At 70.2% G+C, this 14,548-nt stretch carries 14 protein-coding genes; 6 read left to right on the top strand and 8 right to left on the bottom strand.

The annotated features are described in order from the left end of the window. Positions 1-521: 521 nt before the first annotated feature. Both CEK68_RS13980 and CEK68_RS13975 read left to right on the top strand, forming a co-directional pair. Entirely contained in the window at positions 522-1,733 is a 1,212-nt protein-coding gene (locus CEK68_RS13980) for a pyridoxal phosphate-dependent aminotransferase (protein ID WP_152239730.1), read from the top strand. Positions 1,734-1,771: 38 nt separating this feature from the next. Beyond that, on the top strand, positions 1,772-2,254 hold the full coding sequence (locus CEK68_RS13975) for a GNAT family N-acetyltransferase (protein WP_223875574.1): 483 nt from the start codon (positions 1,772-1,774) through the stop codon (positions 2,252-2,254). Between the two features lie 162 nt (positions 2,255-2,416). On the opposite strand, the gene CEK68_RS13970 is transcribed toward CEK68_RS13975, so the two are convergent. Beyond that, positions 2,417-4,522, bottom strand: a complete 2,106-nt coding sequence (locus CEK68_RS13970) for a prolyl oligopeptidase family serine peptidase (RefSeq protein ID WP_152239729.1) — start codon at positions 4,520-4,522, stop codon at positions 2,417-2,419. Positions 4,523-4,589: 67 nt separating this feature from the next. Continuing rightward, a complete protein-coding gene (locus tag CEK68_RS13965; RefSeq protein ID WP_152239728.1) occupies positions 4,590-4,889 on the bottom strand; it encodes a hypothetical protein in 300 nt (99 codons plus the stop codon). 167 nt (positions 4,890-5,056) lie between these two features. On the opposite strand from CEK68_RS13965, the gene CEK68_RS13960 reads away from it, so the two are divergent. Then, positions 5,057-5,602 (top strand): lipocalin family protein, encoded by a 546-nt coding sequence (locus CEK68_RS13960; protein WP_223875579.1) that lies wholly within the window; start codon positions 5,057-5,059, stop codon positions 5,600-5,602. A gap of 243 nt (positions 5,603-5,845) precedes the next feature. Beyond that, positions 5,846-6,262 (top strand): helix-turn-helix domain-containing protein, encoded by a 417-nt coding sequence (locus CEK68_RS13955; protein ID WP_017907669.1) that lies wholly within the window; start codon positions 5,846-5,848, stop codon positions 6,260-6,262. A 97-nt stretch (positions 6,263-6,359) separates the two neighbouring features. On the opposite strand, the gene CEK68_RS13950 is transcribed toward CEK68_RS13955, so the two are convergent. After that, positions 6,360-7,331 (bottom strand): YafY family protein, encoded by a 972-nt coding sequence (locus CEK68_RS13950; protein ID WP_010341069.1) that lies wholly within the window; start codon positions 7,329-7,331, stop codon positions 6,360-6,362. A gap of 180 nt (positions 7,332-7,511) precedes the next feature. Between CEK68_RS13950 and CEK68_RS13945 the strand changes: the two genes are divergently transcribed. Beyond that, positions 7,512-8,306 carry a DUF481 domain-containing protein gene (locus tag CEK68_RS13945; protein ID WP_017907670.1) on the top strand — a complete coding sequence of 265 codons (795 nt, stop codon included), beginning with the start codon at positions 7,512-7,514 and terminating at the stop codon, positions 8,304-8,306. 521 nt (positions 8,307-8,827) lie between these two features. Here CEK68_RS13945 and hemC read toward each other — a convergent pair. From hemC to mdoH, 4 genes are all read right to left on the bottom strand, one after another. Next, a complete protein-coding gene (gene hemC / locus CEK68_RS13940; RefSeq protein WP_152239727.1) occupies positions 8,828-9,751 on the bottom strand; it encodes a hydroxymethylbilane synthase in 924 nt (307 codons plus the stop codon). 58 nt (positions 9,752-9,809) lie between these two features. Then, entirely contained in the window at positions 9,810-10,541 is a 732-nt protein-coding gene (locus CEK68_RS13935) for a LytTR family DNA-binding domain-containing protein (RefSeq protein ID WP_017907672.1), read from the bottom strand. 103 nt (positions 10,542-10,644) lie between these two features. Further along, on the bottom strand, positions 10,645-11,310 hold the full coding sequence (locus tag CEK68_RS13930; protein WP_152239726.1) for an alpha/beta hydrolase: 666 nt from the start codon (positions 11,308-11,310) through the stop codon (positions 10,645-10,647). Between the two features lie 39 nt (positions 11,311-11,349). After that, positions 11,350-13,299 (bottom strand): glucans biosynthesis glucosyltransferase MdoH, encoded by a 1,950-nt coding sequence (gene mdoH / locus CEK68_RS13925; RefSeq protein ID WP_193314205.1) that lies wholly within the window; start codon positions 13,297-13,299, stop codon positions 11,350-11,352. A gap of 308 nt (positions 13,300-13,607) precedes the next feature. Here mdoH and CEK68_RS13920 point away from each other — a divergent pair, with 308 nt between their 5' ends. Then, on the top strand, positions 13,608-14,210 hold the full coding sequence (locus CEK68_RS13920) for an isochorismatase family cysteine hydrolase (RefSeq protein WP_226977883.1): 603 nt from the start codon (positions 13,608-13,610) through the stop codon (positions 14,208-14,210). 6 nt (positions 14,211-14,216) lie between these two features. Here CEK68_RS13920 and CEK68_RS13915 read toward each other — a convergent pair. Beyond that, on the bottom strand, positions 14,217-14,548 hold a 332-nt coding region (locus CEK68_RS13915), incomplete at its 5' end, for an ATP-binding protein (protein WP_255424779.1).

Here is a 14,548-nt window from a genome sequence, read left to right as displayed (position 1 = left end):
GCTTGGCCGGATGCGGCGGGGTGGCCGCGGCGGCGGAGGCGGAGGAAGCGAAGGAGGCGGTCATGAGCAGGACGAGGCTCGCTAGCAAGGGGCGGTGAGGCATTTAATGGGGCTCCGGCGGCAGTAACGCAACGGGACGCGCCGCCTTGGCCAGGCGGCGGCAGCGGGCGGGCGCCGCGCAGTGCCGGCCGAGTCTCCCTGCAACGCTGCGCCGTGGCAAGCGTGCCGAGGCAGTGCGGCCTGCGACGCAGGGCAATCGGCGAGCCGTGGTGCCGCGCTGGCATCGCGGCGGGCAGCCGTGGCCAGCGAAGCCGAATGGCGCTGCATCGCACCGCACACGACCGATCACCAGGAAAGCAACGCCAGATGCACGGGGGTGCACAGCCCCGACCCACGCCCGATTCGCCCAGGCCCAGCGCCCATCCCGGGTCGCGCCGCCACAGCCACCGCGCAATCTGCCGGACCTCGCCGACTGGACGCGGCTAACACGCTCGGGAACACGCTCCTCTATCATCGGCCGCATGGCTTCCCTTCCTGGCGACACCCTCAGCGCCTCGCCCGCCGCGTCCGGCTACAGCCAGCGCAGCCGCGAGATCGAACCCTTCCACGTCATGGCCTTGCTGGCCCGCGCCAACGAACTGGAACACGCCGGCCACGACGTGATCCACCTGGAAATCGGCGAGCCGGACTTCACCACCGCTGCGCCGATCGTCGCCGCCGGCCAGGCCGCGCTGAGCGCCGGCCATACCCGTTACACGGCCGCGCGCGGCCTGCCGGCCCTGCGCCAGGCGCTGGCGGACTTCTACCGGCAGCGCCACGACGTCGACCTGGACCCGGCGCGCATCCTGATCACCCCCGGCGGCTCCGGCGCGCTGCTGCTGGCCAGCGCGCTGCTGGTCGATCCGGGCCGCCACTGGCTGATGGCCGATCCCGGCTACCCGTGCAACCGCCACTTTCTGCGCCTGGTCGAAGGTGCCGCGCAGCTGGTACCGGTCGGCCCAGACAGCCGCTACCAACTGACCCCGGAGCTGCTGCAGCGGCACTGGAACGCGGACAGCGTCGGCGCGCTGGTGGCATCGCCGGCCAATCCCACCGGCACCGTGCTGTCGCGCGCCGAACTGGCCGCGCTGTCGCAGACGCTGCACGCTCGCGGCGGGCACCTGGTGGTGGACGAGATCTACCATGGCCTCAGCTACGGCATCGACGCACCCAGCGTGCTGGAGGTCGACGACGACGCCTACGTGCTCAACAGCTTCTCCAAGTACTTCGGCATGACCGGCTGGCGCCTCGGCTGGCTGGTGGCGCCGCGCGCGGCAGTGCCGTCGCTGGAGAAGCTGGCGCAGAACCTGTACATCAGCGCGCCCAGCATCGCCCAGCACGCGGCGCTGGCCTGCTTCCTGCCGGAAACGCTGCAGATCCTGGAAGCGCGCCGCGCCGAATTCGCGCAGCGTCGCGACTACCTGCTGCCGGCGCTACGCGCGCTCGGCTTCCGCATCGACGTCGAGCCGGAGGGCGCGTTCTACCTGTACGCCGACGTGTCCGATTTCACCGACGATGCGCAGGCGTTCTGCGCGCACTTCCTGGAGACCGAGCACGTCGCGTTCACCCCGGGCGTGGATTTCGGCCGCCATCGCGCACGCCAGCATGTGCGCATCGCCTATACCCAGAGCCTGCCGCGGCTGCAGGAGGCGGTGGCGCGGATCGCGCGCGGGCTGGGGCGCTGGACGCGCTGAGGCGACCAGCGGCGGGGGAGACGCGAGTGAAGCCAGCCTTGCTCATCTATCGCGAAGCCATCGAATCCGATCTGGCTGCCATCTGCGCGCTCGGCGAGGAAGTGAACGCTGTCCACCATGACGCGTTTCCCCACATCTTCGCCGGCCCGGGCGATGCGGACCGCGACGTGGCGCACTGGAAGCGCAGCATCGGCCAGGACAATGCCACCACCATCGTCGCCGAAGCGCAGGGCGTCCTCGTCGGTTTCGTCACGGTCGGCATGGTGTCGGAATCGCACTCACTGCTGCAGCCCATGCGCTTCGGCCGGGTAGGCAGCGTGGGCATCACCCAACGCCATCGCGGCCAGGGGATCGGCCCGGCGCTGATGCAGCGTGCGCACGAGTGGGTGGCGCTGCGCGGCGGTGTCGAAATGCGCCTGAATGTCTGGGCCTTCAACACCCACGCACTGCACGTTTACGAAGAACTGGGTTATGAAGTCCGTTCGCTGACCCTCGTCAAGTCGTTGGCCGACGGGGCCTGAGCACCCGCTGCGGCGACGCCCTGAGATCACCTTGAGAACGCGGACAATGCCGGCTCGATCGTGACGCAACGCGACGCATTGCGCGCAGGCTCGACCGCTCATTGAATGGCGCGCCAAGCCAGAAGATGGTCCGCGCCCCAGCCGGGACGCGGACCACACCACTCACTTGGACAACCGCTCCCACAGGAAGCTGTACGCCAGCGCCTGCATGTGCGCCGCCTGCGCATTGTTGGCCGCACCGCCATGGCCGCCTTCGATGTTCTCGTAGTAGGTCACGTCCTTGCCGGCGTCGATCATCTTCGCCGCCATCTTCCGCGCATGGCCCGGGTGCACGCGGTCGTCGCGGGTGGAGGTCAGGAAGATCACCGGCGGATAGGTCTTTTTCGGGTCGAACAGGTGGTACGGCGAGAAGGTCTGGATGAACTTCCAGTCGTCGGTGTCCGGGTTGCCGTACTCGGCCATCCACGAGGCGCCGGCCAGCAGGTGGCTGTAGCGCTTCATGTCCAGCAGCGGCACCTGCACCACCACCGCGCCGAACAGCTGCGGGTACTGCATCAGCATGTTGCCGGCCATCAGCCCGCCGTTGCTGCCGCCCTGCACGCCCAGGTGCTTGGCCGAGGTGATCTTGCGCGCGACCAGGTCCTGCGCCACTGCCGCCATGTCCTCGTAGGCCTTGTGCCGGTTCTGCTTCAGCGCCGCCTGGTGCCAGCGCGGACCGTACTCGCCGCCGCCGCGGATGTTGGCCAACGCGTACACGCCGCCCTGGTCGAGCCAGGCGCGGCCCAGGCTGCCGGAGTAGAACGGGGTCATCGAGATCTCGAAGCCACCGTAGGCGTACAGCAGGGTCGGCGCGCTGCCGTCGGCCTTGAGCTGCTTGGGCCGGACCAGGAAGTACGGCACCTTGGTGCCGTCCTTGGACACGGCGAAGTGCTGCTCGATCTCATCCTTTGAGGCGTCGAAGAAGCTCGGCATCGCCTTCAGCGTCTCGATGCTCTTCGGCCCGCGCTGCACGTCGGCCAGCATCAGCGTGGTCGGGGTCAGGAAGTCGGTGGAAGTCAGCCACACCTGGTCGTTCTCGTCGGCATCGACCGCATCGACGCTGGTGCTGCCGAAGGCCAGGTCGCCGACCGGGAACGCTGCACGCGCCCATTCGCCCTCGCCCGGGGTCAGCACCCACAGCCGGCTCTTGACGTCGTCGAGCACGTTCAGCACCAACCGCGACTTGGTCCAGGCGAAGGACGCCAGCGACGCGGTCTTGGTGGGCGTGAACAGCACCTGGAAGTCGCGCTTGCCGGCCATGAAGTCATCGAACCTGGTCGCCAGCAGCGCACCGGCCGGGTAGGTCGTGCCGCCCACCGTCCACGGGTCGCGCAGTTCCAGGGTCAGCCACTGGCGGTGCACGCCCTTGTTGGCCGAGTTGGGCACGTCGATCTTGGTCAGGCGGCCGTCGGCGCCGCGCAAGTACATCTCGTCGTTGTAGAACGCCAGCGTGCGGCTGACGAAATCGCGCTCGTAGCCGGGCGTGTCGTCGTGCATCGCGGCGATGTACATGTCGTCCGGCTTGCCCTCGTAGACCAGGGTGGCGCTGGTCATCGGGGTGCCGCGCTTCCACTGCTTGACGATGCGCGGGTAGCCGGAGCTGGTCAGCGAGCCGGGGCCGAAGTCGGTGTACAGGTAGACGGTGTCGGCATCGATCCAGCTCAGGCCGCCCTTGGCCTCGGGCCGGAAGAAGCCGTCCTTGATCCACTGCTTGGTGCTCAGGTCGAACTCGCGGGTGACGTCGGCGTCGGCGCCGCCGCGCGACAGCGCGATCAGGCAGCGGCGGTACTCCGGGCGCAGGCAGTTGGCGCCATGCCACACCCAGTTCTCGCCCTCGGCCTTGTTCAGCGCGTCGAGGTCCAGCACCGTCTCCCACTTCGGCTCGGGCTTGCGGTACTCATCGAGCGTGGTGCGGCGCCACAGGCCGCGCTCGTGGGCGCGGTCCTTCCACAGGTTGTAGTAGTAAGGGCCGATCTTCTGCACGGCCGGGATCTTGGCGTCGGAATCCAGCACCTCGCGGATGCCGGCCTCGCGGGCCTTGAAGGCGGGGGTCTCGGCCAGCCGCGCCTCGGTCTTGGCGTTCTGCGCCTTGACCCAGTCCAGCGCCTTGGTGCCGGTGACGTCTTCGAGCCAGGCGTAGGGGTCTTGGGGCATCGCGGTTTCCTTGGCCGCGGCGGTGCCGGCGGCGAGCAGGCCGGCGATCAGGCAGGCGTGTGCGAGTGAGGACATGTTCGGATCCGTGGAAGGACAGCGCCGCACCGTAGCACGCAGCATCGCCGCCCTCCCCTGCCGAAGGTCAGGCCGGGCGCGCGGTCCGCAGCGCCGGCCGGCGCCGCCGCGCCTGCGCCCGCGGGCGTGCCCGCCACTGTCCCAACAGGCGCCGCAACGGCGGCAGCGGGAAGCGGTGCAAGGCCCACCAGGCGCTCAGCGGCATGCCCAGCAACCACAGCGGCCGCCAGCCCAGCCACTCGCTGTGGCCGCGCGCGGCCGGCCATACCAGGACCAGGGCCAGCCCGGCCAGGATCGCCTGACGCAGCAGGCGGCGCAGGCCCGGGTGCGGGACGTGGGTGCGCGGGGAGGACGGAACGATCGGCATGACGGCAGCTCCTGGAAGTCGAGGCGCGCAGGTTGCCGCCGCGACATCTCAGGGGCTGCGACGCACCATTGACATGGCGCACGCGCATACTTCACCGGCGTTCGCCCTTCGCCCCGGAATCTCCTATGCGCCTGCTCTCCCTGTTCGCTTCCGTGCTGCTGCTGGGCATGGCCGTCCCGTTGCCGACGGCCCGCGCCAAGGCGCCGGACCCGGAGCAGGAGCCTGCGCAGCCGCCGATCGACCTGCAGCGCTTCATGGGCCGCTGGTACGTGATCGCCCACATCCCGTACTTCGCCGAGCGCGGCCACGTCGCCAGCAGCGACGAGTACACCCTCAAGGAAGACGGCAAGATCGCGGTGCGCTACGAGTACCGCAACGGCTTCGACGAGCCGGTCAAGGAGCTCAACTCGCGCGCCACCGTCAAGGAAGGCACCGGCAACCGCCGCTGGACCACCTGGTTCTTCAGAATGGTGCCCACCAAGTACCGCATCCTGGAAGTGGCGCCGGACTATTCCTGGGCGCTGATCGACTATCCCGGCCGCGACCTGGCCTGGGTGTTCGCGCGCTCGCCGAACATGAGCCACAAGCAGTACCGCGAACTGGTCGACAAGCTGGACCACCAGTACGGGGTCAACATCGACAAGCTCAAGCGCGTGGCCCAGCGCCGCGACCAGGTCGGCAAGCTCGGCTTCGAAGTGCCGAACAAGCCCTGAAGCAATTCCCGTCGCAGCCGGCTGCGACGCGGACGACCCGATCCGCATTGCGCTGGGCCGGCGTACGCCGCGCGCCCGTGTGCCGTTCGGGCCACATCAGGCCTCTTACTGCGACCATCCAACGCCGCCACGCCGCCGCACCGGGCATGGTCTGCACCGGCACCACGATCATCCTTCGCTCAGCGAAGCACCCGGCGCGGCCCGTATGATCGGGGCGCCCTCCCCCACAGACAGGTGCACCGCTTGGCCAGCGTCCTCTCCGAACCTCTCGACGAAGCACCGCGCGGCTGCGCGGACGCGACCCAGCTGCGCGGCCAGGTGTTCGCGCAGAACTGCCCGTCCCGGGCCGTGCTCAGCCACGTCACCAGCCGTTGGGGCGTGCTGGTGCTGGTGGCGCTACGCAAGGGCACCCATCGCTTCGGCGATCTGCGCCGCAGCCTGGAAGGGGTCAGCGAGAAGATGCTGTCGCAGACCCTGCAGGCGCTGGAAGCGGACGGCCTGGTGCAGCGCACCGCCTATCCCGTGGTGCCGCCGCACGTGGAGTACGACCTGACCCCGCTCGGCGAGGAAGCCGCGGCGCATGTACACGCGCTGGTGGACTGGATCGAGCGCAACATCGGCGTGATCCTCGGCGGCGGCGCGCCGCTGGATGCGGCGTAGGCGTCGACCTCCAGGCTGCGACACGCATTGGCGGTAAAGCCGCGGTCGCGGCTGGAGCCGCTCCCACGCGGGCTATCGCAGCGCGCGCGGCGACGCCTCAGTCGTCGCTGTAGTTGCTCAGCGCCAGCGACAGCAGCGCCTTGGCCTGTTCGCGCAGCGAGCGCGGCTCGACGATCTCCGCATCCGAGCCGTAGTGCAGCACGTCCATCAACAGTTCGCGCGAGACGCTGTAGGGCACCTTCAGTTCGTAGCGGCCATCGGCCAGGAACCGGCCCTGCTGCTTGGAATGCCAGTGCTCGTCGGCGACCCAGCGCGCGGCCTTGGGGCTGAACACGATGGTGGCCCAGCCCTTGGGCGCGCCGGAGAAGATGCCGTAGCTGGCCGCCAGCTGCGAATCCAGTTCGGCGTCGGCCACGTCCTGCGCCGGCTGGTCGAGCAGGCGCGCGTGGTTGATGCGGTCCACCGCGAAGCTGCGCACCGCGTCGCGGCCATGGTCCCAGGCGTCCAGGTACCAGTTGTCGCGGTAGTGGGTGATGCGCTGCGGCGACACCGTGCGCTTGGTCGATTCGTCGGTGGAGCGGGCGCGGTAGTCGAAGGACAGGCGCTTGCGCTCCAGCACCGCCGAGGCGACGGTACGGAAACTGGCTTCGTCGAGCTTGCGGCCGCGGTGCGGGATCACCCGCACCCGCTCCACCGGCCAATGGGTCGCCCCGGCCTGGGCGGCGAGCAGGCTTTCGATGCGCTGCTGCAGCGGCGCCAGCACCGAGGACAGCACCCCGCCGCCGGTGCGCGCCAGCAATTGCTGCGAGGCCAGCAGCGCGTGCAATTCCTCCGAACTCAGCCACAGCCCGGGCAGCTCGAACCGGTCGCTCTCCCCGGACTCGTAGCGGAAGCCGGCCTCGCCGTCACCCTCCACCGGCGCCATCAGCGCATCGCGCAGGAAGGCCAGATCGCGGTAGACGGTGGCGCGGGAGCAGCCCAGTTCGTCCTGCAGCCGCGCCACCGTCACCGGGTAGCGTGCGGACTTGAGCAGGCGGTGCAGTGCGTTGATGCGTTCGTAGCGGTCCATGGCCCCGATTATGTCTGAGTCGACGGCGGAAAACGCCTGCCTGGCGCGGCAGCCGGCTGCGCGCCCGAACCGTCGATGAAGCCGGCGTCCGGGGCCGGCCAGGGTGTCATGTGGATCCGGTATGATGAAATCGTTTCCATTTCGTTAGCCGAAGGCTGCGTCCTCATCCCCGGAGAAGCCATGTCCCGCCGTGCCACCCTCGTATCCGCCATCGCTTTGTTGCTGCTGAGCACGTCCCCGGCCTGGGCCGCCGACGTCGCCACCTCACCGACAGCCACGGACCCGGCCAGTTCGCCGTGGAGCGGATCGGGCGAACTGGGCTTCGCCTCCTCGCACGGCAACAGCACCAACGAAAGCCTCAACGGCCGGCTCAAGGGCCAGTACGTGGACGGCGACTGGATCCACAGCCTGGACCTGCTCGCCCTGCACGCCAGCGCCGAGTACACCGACACCAATCCGGACGGCACCACCTCGCGCAAGCGCCAGACCACCTCCAACCGCTACACCGGCAGCGCCGGCAGCGCGCTGCAGCTCGGCGAGCACCGCCAGCTGACCGCCTCGCTGCGCTACGAGCGCGACGACTTCGCCACCTACGACCGCCTGGCGACGATCGGCATCGGCTACGGCACCCGGATCATGGACGGCGACCGCCGCAGCATCGACGTGCAGATCGGTCCCGGCGTGCGCCGCGCCCACGACGTGGTCGAGGACCGCACCGAAACCGGCCTGATCGGCCGCGGCCTGGTCGACTTCAAGTACGGCCTGACCAGCAACACCGAGCTGGGCAACACCCTGCTGGTCGAATCCGGCGCGTACAACACCTTCGCGCAGAACGACCTGGGCATCTCGGTGAGCATGAACGAGCGCCTGGCGCTGAAGGCCGGCTGGCAGGCGCGCTACAACAGCGACGTCAGCGACGACAAGAAGAAGACCGATACCTTGACCACGATGAACCTGGTCTACAAGTTCAAGTGAGCCGGGATTGGGGAGTGGGGATTCGGGATTGGGGAGAGGCAGCGCGTCGCCTCGCGACGCCGCAGGGCTGACCCGTTGATTCGCTTCTCGCAGGAACCGCTGCAGCCGCGCCCCGCCAGCACGGCACGCAATGGCGTTGGCGCGCAGGGACCAATGCACCTCACCTGCAGGAGCGGCGTCAGCCGCGACAGGCTTTCCCGGTAACCCCTATCGCGGCTGCAGCCGCTCCCCCACGCGCGCAACCGGCACTGCCGGGGTCTGCACTGTGGGAGGGACTTCAGTCCCGACGACGGAGGGTGTCAGTCCGCTTTCGGCTTCGCTTGTCGCGACTGCATGACAGGTGCCCCCCACCGTCGCTGGCGCGGACTGCGCACGCCCTCAGGCCGGCAGATCGACATCCAGCAGACTGTGGGAGGGACTTCAGTCCCGACGACGGAGGGTGTCAGTCCGCTTTCGGCTTCGCTTGTCGCGGCTGCATGACAGGTGACCCCCACCGTTGCTGGCGCGGACTGCGCACGCCCTCAGGCCGGCAGGTCGACATCCAGCAGTTCGCGCGCGCCGGCACCCAGCAGGGCCTCGGCCACGGCCTGGCCCAGCGCCTGCGGATCCTGCGCACTGCGCTGCAACTCCGCGCGCACCAGGCGCCCGTCGGCGACGCCGCCGACCAGGCCCTGCAACAGCAGGTCCTCGCCGCGCCATTGCGCGAAGGCCGCCACCGGCACGTGGCAGCTGCCGTGCAGGGCGCGGTTCATCGCCCGCTCGGCCTCCACGCAGGTGCGGGTCGGGGCGTCGTCCAGCGCGGCGAACAATGCCAGTGCGGCACTGGCGTCCTCGCGGCATTCCACCGCAATGGCGCCCTGCGCCGGCGCCGGCAGCCAGTCCGGCGCCTGCAGGCGCTGGGTGATGCGCCCCTCCAGGCCCAGCCGCTGCAGGCCGGCGCAGGCCAGCACGATGCCGTCGTAGCCGCCGTTGTCGAGCTTGGCCAGGCGCGTGTTGACGTTGCCGCGCAGGTCCAGCAGTTCCAGGTCCGGGCGCCGCGCGCGCAGCTGCGCCTGCCGCCGCAGCGAGGAGGTGCCGACGCGCGCGCCCAGCGGCAGCGCGTCCAGCGAGGCATAGAGGTTGGAGATCAGCGCATCGGCCGGATCGGCGCGCGGCAGGATCGCCGGCAGCACGAACGGCGGATCCAGCTCCATCGGCACGTCCTTGAGCGAATGCACCGCGCAATCGGCCTCGCCGCGCAGCATCGCCAGCTCCAGTTCCTTCAGGAACAGGCCCTTGCCGCCGATCGCGGCCAGCGAGCGGTCCAGGACTTCGTCGCCGCGGGTGCTCATCGGCACCAGCACCACGTCCAGGTGCGGGTGCGCGCGGCGCAGGCAGTCGGCGACATGCTCGCTCTGCCACAGGGCGAGCGGACTCTTGCGGGTAGCGATGCGCAGGATGTTCATGCGCGCATTATCGCGGAAAGCCGGCGTCCGCCGCTGCACGCGGGCGACCCGGGCGGCGTCAGCGCTGGTGGATCTCCTTGCGCAGCTGCGCCACGCAGCGCCGGCTGACCTCCAGCGGCTGCTTGCCATGGCGCAGCACCGCCTGCACCTGGCCCTCGCCGAGCCGGCGCAATTCCACCAGTTCGTGGCGTGCGACCAGGCAGTTGCGGTGGATGCGCACGAAGCGCTCGGCGAACTCCTCCTCCAGCGCGCGCAGCGATTCCTCGATCAGATCCTCGCCGCGCGCGTGGTGCACGACCACGTACTTTTCCTCGGCCTGCAGGTAGTGGATGTCGTCGACCGGGATCAGCCGCAGGCTGCCGCGCAGGCGCGCGCACAGGTGGGTGCGGCGCTGCGGGGCCGGCGCCGCGGCGTCGCCGTTGCCGCGTCCGGCCATGAAGGTACGGGCGCGCTGCAGGGCCGCGGCCAGGCGCTCGGCGCGCACCGGCTTCATCAGGTAGTCGATCGCCGCCGCCTCGAACGCGGACAGCGCATGCGCGTCGTAGGCGGTACAGAACACCACGGCCGGGCGCGGTTCGAAGGTGGCCAGGTGGCGTGCGGCCTCCAGGCCGTCGAGACCGGGCATGGCGATGTCCAGCAGCACCAGGTCCGGCTGCGCCGCGGCGCAGGCGTGCAGCGCGTCCATGCCGTTGTCGGCTTCGGCCACCACTTCCACGCCGGCATGCGCGGCCAGCAGCGTGCGCAGGCGTTCGCGCGCCAGGGGTTCGTCGTCGGCGATCAGCACCTTCACCCAGACCTCCCTCACTCGACTGGCGTGCGCTGCGGCCGATACTAGCCCTGGTTCTGCACGCCCGCCATCGGCATCGCACCATGCCGCCACGCGGCCGCTGCAATCAGCTGCCGGCGAGGCAGGCGTCCATCCAGTCGCCCAGGTCGGCGATTTCCTCGGCGCAGACCTGGTGCGCCATCGGATAGCGTCGCCACTGCACCGGCATGCCCAGCGCCTGCAGGGTCTGCGCGGTACGCTCGGCGTAGGTCTGCGGGATCACCGGGTCGCCCTGGCCATGGGCCATGAACAGCGGTTGCCGCAGGGCCGCCGGGACGTGCCACTTGGCGACGCTCTCCAGTTCGGGCAGGTAGGTGGACAGCCCGATCAGGCCGGCCAGCGGCCGTTCGCGGCGCAGGCCGGCGGCCAGGGTGATCGCGCCGCCCTGGGAAAAGCCGGCCAGCAGCAGGCGCTCGGGCGGCACGCCGCGCGCGTCCTCGCGCGCGATCAGTTCCTCGACCTGCGCCACCGATTCGGCGACGCCGGCACTGTCGGCGCGGTTGGAGAAGTCCATGCTGACGATGTCGTACCAGGCGCGCATGCGCACGCCGTTGTTGACCGTCACCGGCCGCACCGGCGCGTGCGGGAACACGAAGCGCAGCGCCGGCCAGTGCGGCCGCACCAGTTCCGGCACCAGCGGCGCGAAGTCGTTGCCGTCGGCGCCCAGGCCGTGCAGCCACAGGACGGTCCAGCGCGGCGCGGCGCCGGTCTCGTGTTCCACTGTCTCCAGCATGTCGGTTCCCGATGAATGAGGCCGGATAGTATGCCGGCCTCAGCCCCCGGCCTGCGCCTCGGCCTCGGCACGGCGTGCGGCGGCCTCGCGGCGCAGTTCGGCGGCGCGCAGCAGCACCGCCGGCGGCTGCGACTCCTCGGGAATGGCGAGGATGCGCAGCTTGCGCAGCCACAGGCCGGCGGCGCGCGAGGAGCTGATCGCCACCACCGGCACCGCCAGCGCCATGCCGATCACCACCGGCGCCATCCATGCCGCCAGCGACGGCGACACGGCATAGGCCATGCCTCCCATCAGCAGGCCGAACGCACTCAGTCCGCCGTAGCTGCGCAACAGCGCCGACCACGAAATGCGGCCATCGTCGCGCTGCTGCGCGTCCCAGCCCGAGTCCTTGCCGGCCAGCACCTCGGCCACGCCGCGCGACTGCACGTACATCACCACCGGCGCCATCAGCGCGGCCAGCAGCGTTTCCAGCAGCATGCTGGCGAAGGCGCGCAGCCCGCCACCGCAGCCGCGGCGTTCGCCGGGCTTGAGCAGCATCGCGAAGTAGCCCATCACCTTCGGCGCCAGCAGCACGAACATGGTCACCGCGAACACCCAGGCCACCCGTGTGGAGTCCTGCTGGTGCCAGTAGCGCGCCGGCGAGAACGGCGAGATCACCGAGGCGACCAGGTCGAAACCGCCGTTTTGCAGCGGAATGGCGATGCCGATCAGCATCAGCATGCCCCACATCGGCGCGGTGAAGTAATGGCCGATGCCGATCAGCATGTGCATGCGGCTGACCCAGTGCAGGCCGCGCGCGCGCACCACCTTGGAGTGCTGCAGGTTGCCCTGGCACCAGCGGCGGTCGCGCACCAGCAGGTCGGTCAGCGTCGGCGGGCCTTCCTCGTAGCTGCCCTGCAGGTACGGCACCATGTGCATGGCCCAGCCGCCACGCCGCATCAGTGCCGCTTCGACGAAGTCGTGGCTGAGCACGTGGCCGCAGAACGGCTTGCGCCCGGGCAGCGACGGCAGGCCCGCCTGCGCGGCGAAGGCCTCGGTGCGGATCATCGCGTTGTGGCCCCAGTAGTTGCTTTCCGCCCCATGCCACCAGGCCACGCCGAAGGCGATCACCGGGCCGTAGACGCGGCCGCCGAACTGCTGCATGCGCGCGAACAGGGTGTTGCCGTTGACCACTTCCGGCAGGGTCTGGATCAGGCCGACGTCGGGGTTGGCCTCCATGCCGGCGGCCAGGCGCACGATGCTGTCGCCGGTCATCAGGCTGTCGGCGTCCAGGATCAGCATCTGCGGATAGGCGCCGCCGAAGCGGCGTACCCAATCGGCGATGTTGCCGGCCTTGCGCCCGGCATTGCTGGCGCGGCGCCGATAGAACAGGCGACCTTGGCCGCCGACGCGCTCCACCAGCTCGGCGTACACCTTCTCTTCTTCCGCGCCGATGGCCGGGCGCGTGGTGTCGCTGAGGATGAAGAAATCGAAGCGCTCGATCTGGCCGGTGGCCGCCACCGATTCGTAGATCGCCTGCAGGCCGGCCATCAGCCGGTGCGGATCCTCGTTGTAGGTGGGCATCAGCAGCGCGGTGCGGTTGCGCACCTGCGGCAGCGGCGCGTCCGGATCGATGCCGAGCTTGCGGCCCTTGCCGAACACCAGGGTGAAGAAGCCGGCCAGCGCGCTCACGAACGACAGCGCGATCCAGGCGAACAACGGGATGAACAGCACCATCAGACAGGCTTCGAGCACGCTCACGCCGCCGATCACCAAGACCTTGCCGATCAGCCAACTGGCGTAGGCGGTCATCGCCGCGGTGGTGCCGAACACGTAGAAGCGCCGCCAGCCGATCCCGACCGGGGTGCTGGGCAGGCGCGTGTTGCGCAGTTTGCCTTCCTGCAGCGACTGCAGCGGCATGGCCAGCGGCGCCTCGGGCGGCAGGACCGCGTGGCCGGCATCCAGGGGAGCATCGAAGTGCACGGCCGGTGTGGGGGCGACCGTGCTCATGCGATCCGCCGACCGCGTCCGGCGCCGCAGCGCCATCGGGAAGTGCCGCGGGCGGACGGCACGGCGGATGCCGCCGCGGCCACGCGCGCCTGGTTGTGTTCGCCAGTTGGTACCACGTGCTCTCCTGTCGACGGGCAAGGACGCCGGTCAATGTAAACCCTAAATAGTAAGCTTTCGCGAAGGTGGCCAGCGGCGCCGCCGAGGTGGCGCCGGCCAATCCGTTCAGCCATGCCGCCGTCACCTGCGCTCACCCGCGTTTCACCCGTCGCGCCGACCATGAAGCCAGTCCGGCAATGGAGGATCGACGCATGCGCCAGCCCGCCCGGCGACGCACAGGCACCCAGCGGCAACCCGCGACGCCGCACGGAGCGCCGGCGCTGCTGATCGTGGACATGATCAGCCGTTTCGACTTCCCGGACGGCGCACGGCTGGCGGAGGCCGCACTCCCGGTGGCCGCGCGCATCGCCCAGCTCCGCGCGCGCTTCCATCGCCGCGGCTGGCCGGTGCTGTTCGCCAACGACAACTTCGCCGACTGGCGCACCGATTTCGAAGGCCTGTGGACGCTGTGCGCCGACCCAAAGCAGCGCGGCGCACGTATCGCCGCCTACTTGGCGCCGCGCCCGCAGGACTACTACGTGCTCAAGCCCAAGCACTCGGCCTTCCTCGGTTCGGCTCTGGCCCTGCTGCTGGCGCGGCTGCAGACCACCCGCCTGCTGGTCACCGGCATCGCCACCGACGCCTGCGTGCTGGCGACCGCGATCGATGCGCGCATGCGCGATTTCCAGGTGCAGGTGCCGCCCTCGTGCTGCGCGGCGCTGGATGCCGGGCGCCAGCAACGTGCGTTGCAGGTGCTGCGCGAGGCCTTCGCGGTGCGCATCAGCGACCGGCTGCCGGCGCGCGCAGGCGGATGAGCGGGGTTACTCCGCCGTCGGCACCGACATCGGGTCGGCGCCCTCGCCCTCGTCGCCGAGCGGCCGCGCCACGAACGGGAACGCCAGGGTGATGGTGGTGCCGCGGCCCAGTTCCGATTCGACGTCGACGAAGCCGCCGGCCTGGCGCACCAACCCATAGACCTGGGCCAGCCCCAGGCCGGTGCCCTTGCCCTCGGGTTTGGTAGTGAAGTACGCCTCGAACAGGCGCGACTTGACCGCATCGGACATGCCCTCGCCCTGGTCGCTGACCGCCAGGGTCACGTAGCGGCCGGGCTGGCGCATCGCCGCCGCGCGCGACGTCGGCCCCTCCGGCCGGC

This window comes from Xanthomonas sp. LMG 12461, from assembly GCF_009192935.1.
Classification (GTDB): Bacteria; Pseudomonadota; Gammaproteobacteria; order Xanthomonadales; family Xanthomonadaceae; genus Xanthomonas_A; species Xanthomonas_A sontii.
Note: the sequence above shows the minus strand (reverse complement) of the source record. Positions and strands in the feature narration are given on the sequence as shown.

Excerpts from the sequence above, each read along its gene's own strand:
- CEK68_RS13970 (WP_152239729.1), bottom strand. The coding sequence starts at position 4,522 with ATGTCCTCACTCGCACACGCCTGCCTGATCGCCGGCCTGCTCGCCGCC.
- CEK68_RS13930 (WP_152239726.1), bottom strand. The coding sequence starts at position 11,310 with ATGCTGGAGACAGTGGAACACGAGACCGGCGCCGCGCCGCGCTGGACC.
- CEK68_RS13960 (WP_223875579.1), top strand. The coding sequence starts at position 5,057 with ATGGCCGTCCCGTTGCCGACGGCCCGCGCCAAGGCGCCGGACCCGGAG.
- CEK68_RS13920 (WP_226977883.1), top strand. The coding sequence starts at position 13,608 with ATGCGCCAGCCCGCCCGGCGACGCACAGGCACCCAGCGGCAACCCGCG.
- CEK68_RS13980 (WP_152239730.1), top strand. The coding sequence starts at position 522 with ATGGCTTCCCTTCCTGGCGACACCCTCAGCGCCTCGCCCGCCGCGTCC.
- hemC (WP_152239727.1), bottom strand. The coding sequence starts at position 9,751 with ATGAACATCCTGCGCATCGCTACCCGCAAGAGTCCGCTCGCCCTGTGG.
- CEK68_RS13965 (WP_152239728.1), bottom strand. The coding sequence starts at position 4,889 with ATGCCGATCGTTCCGTCCTCCCCGCGCACCCACGTCCCGCACCCGGGC.
- CEK68_RS13945 (WP_017907670.1), top strand. The coding sequence starts at position 7,512 with ATGTCCCGCCGTGCCACCCTCGTATCCGCCATCGCTTTGTTGCTGCTG.
- mdoH (WP_193314205.1), bottom strand. The coding sequence starts at position 13,299 with ATGAGCACGGTCGCCCCCACACCGGCCGTGCACTTCGATGCTCCCCTG.
- CEK68_RS13950 (WP_010341069.1), bottom strand. The coding sequence starts at position 7,331 with ATGGACCGCTACGAACGCATCAACGCACTGCACCGCCTGCTCAAGTCC.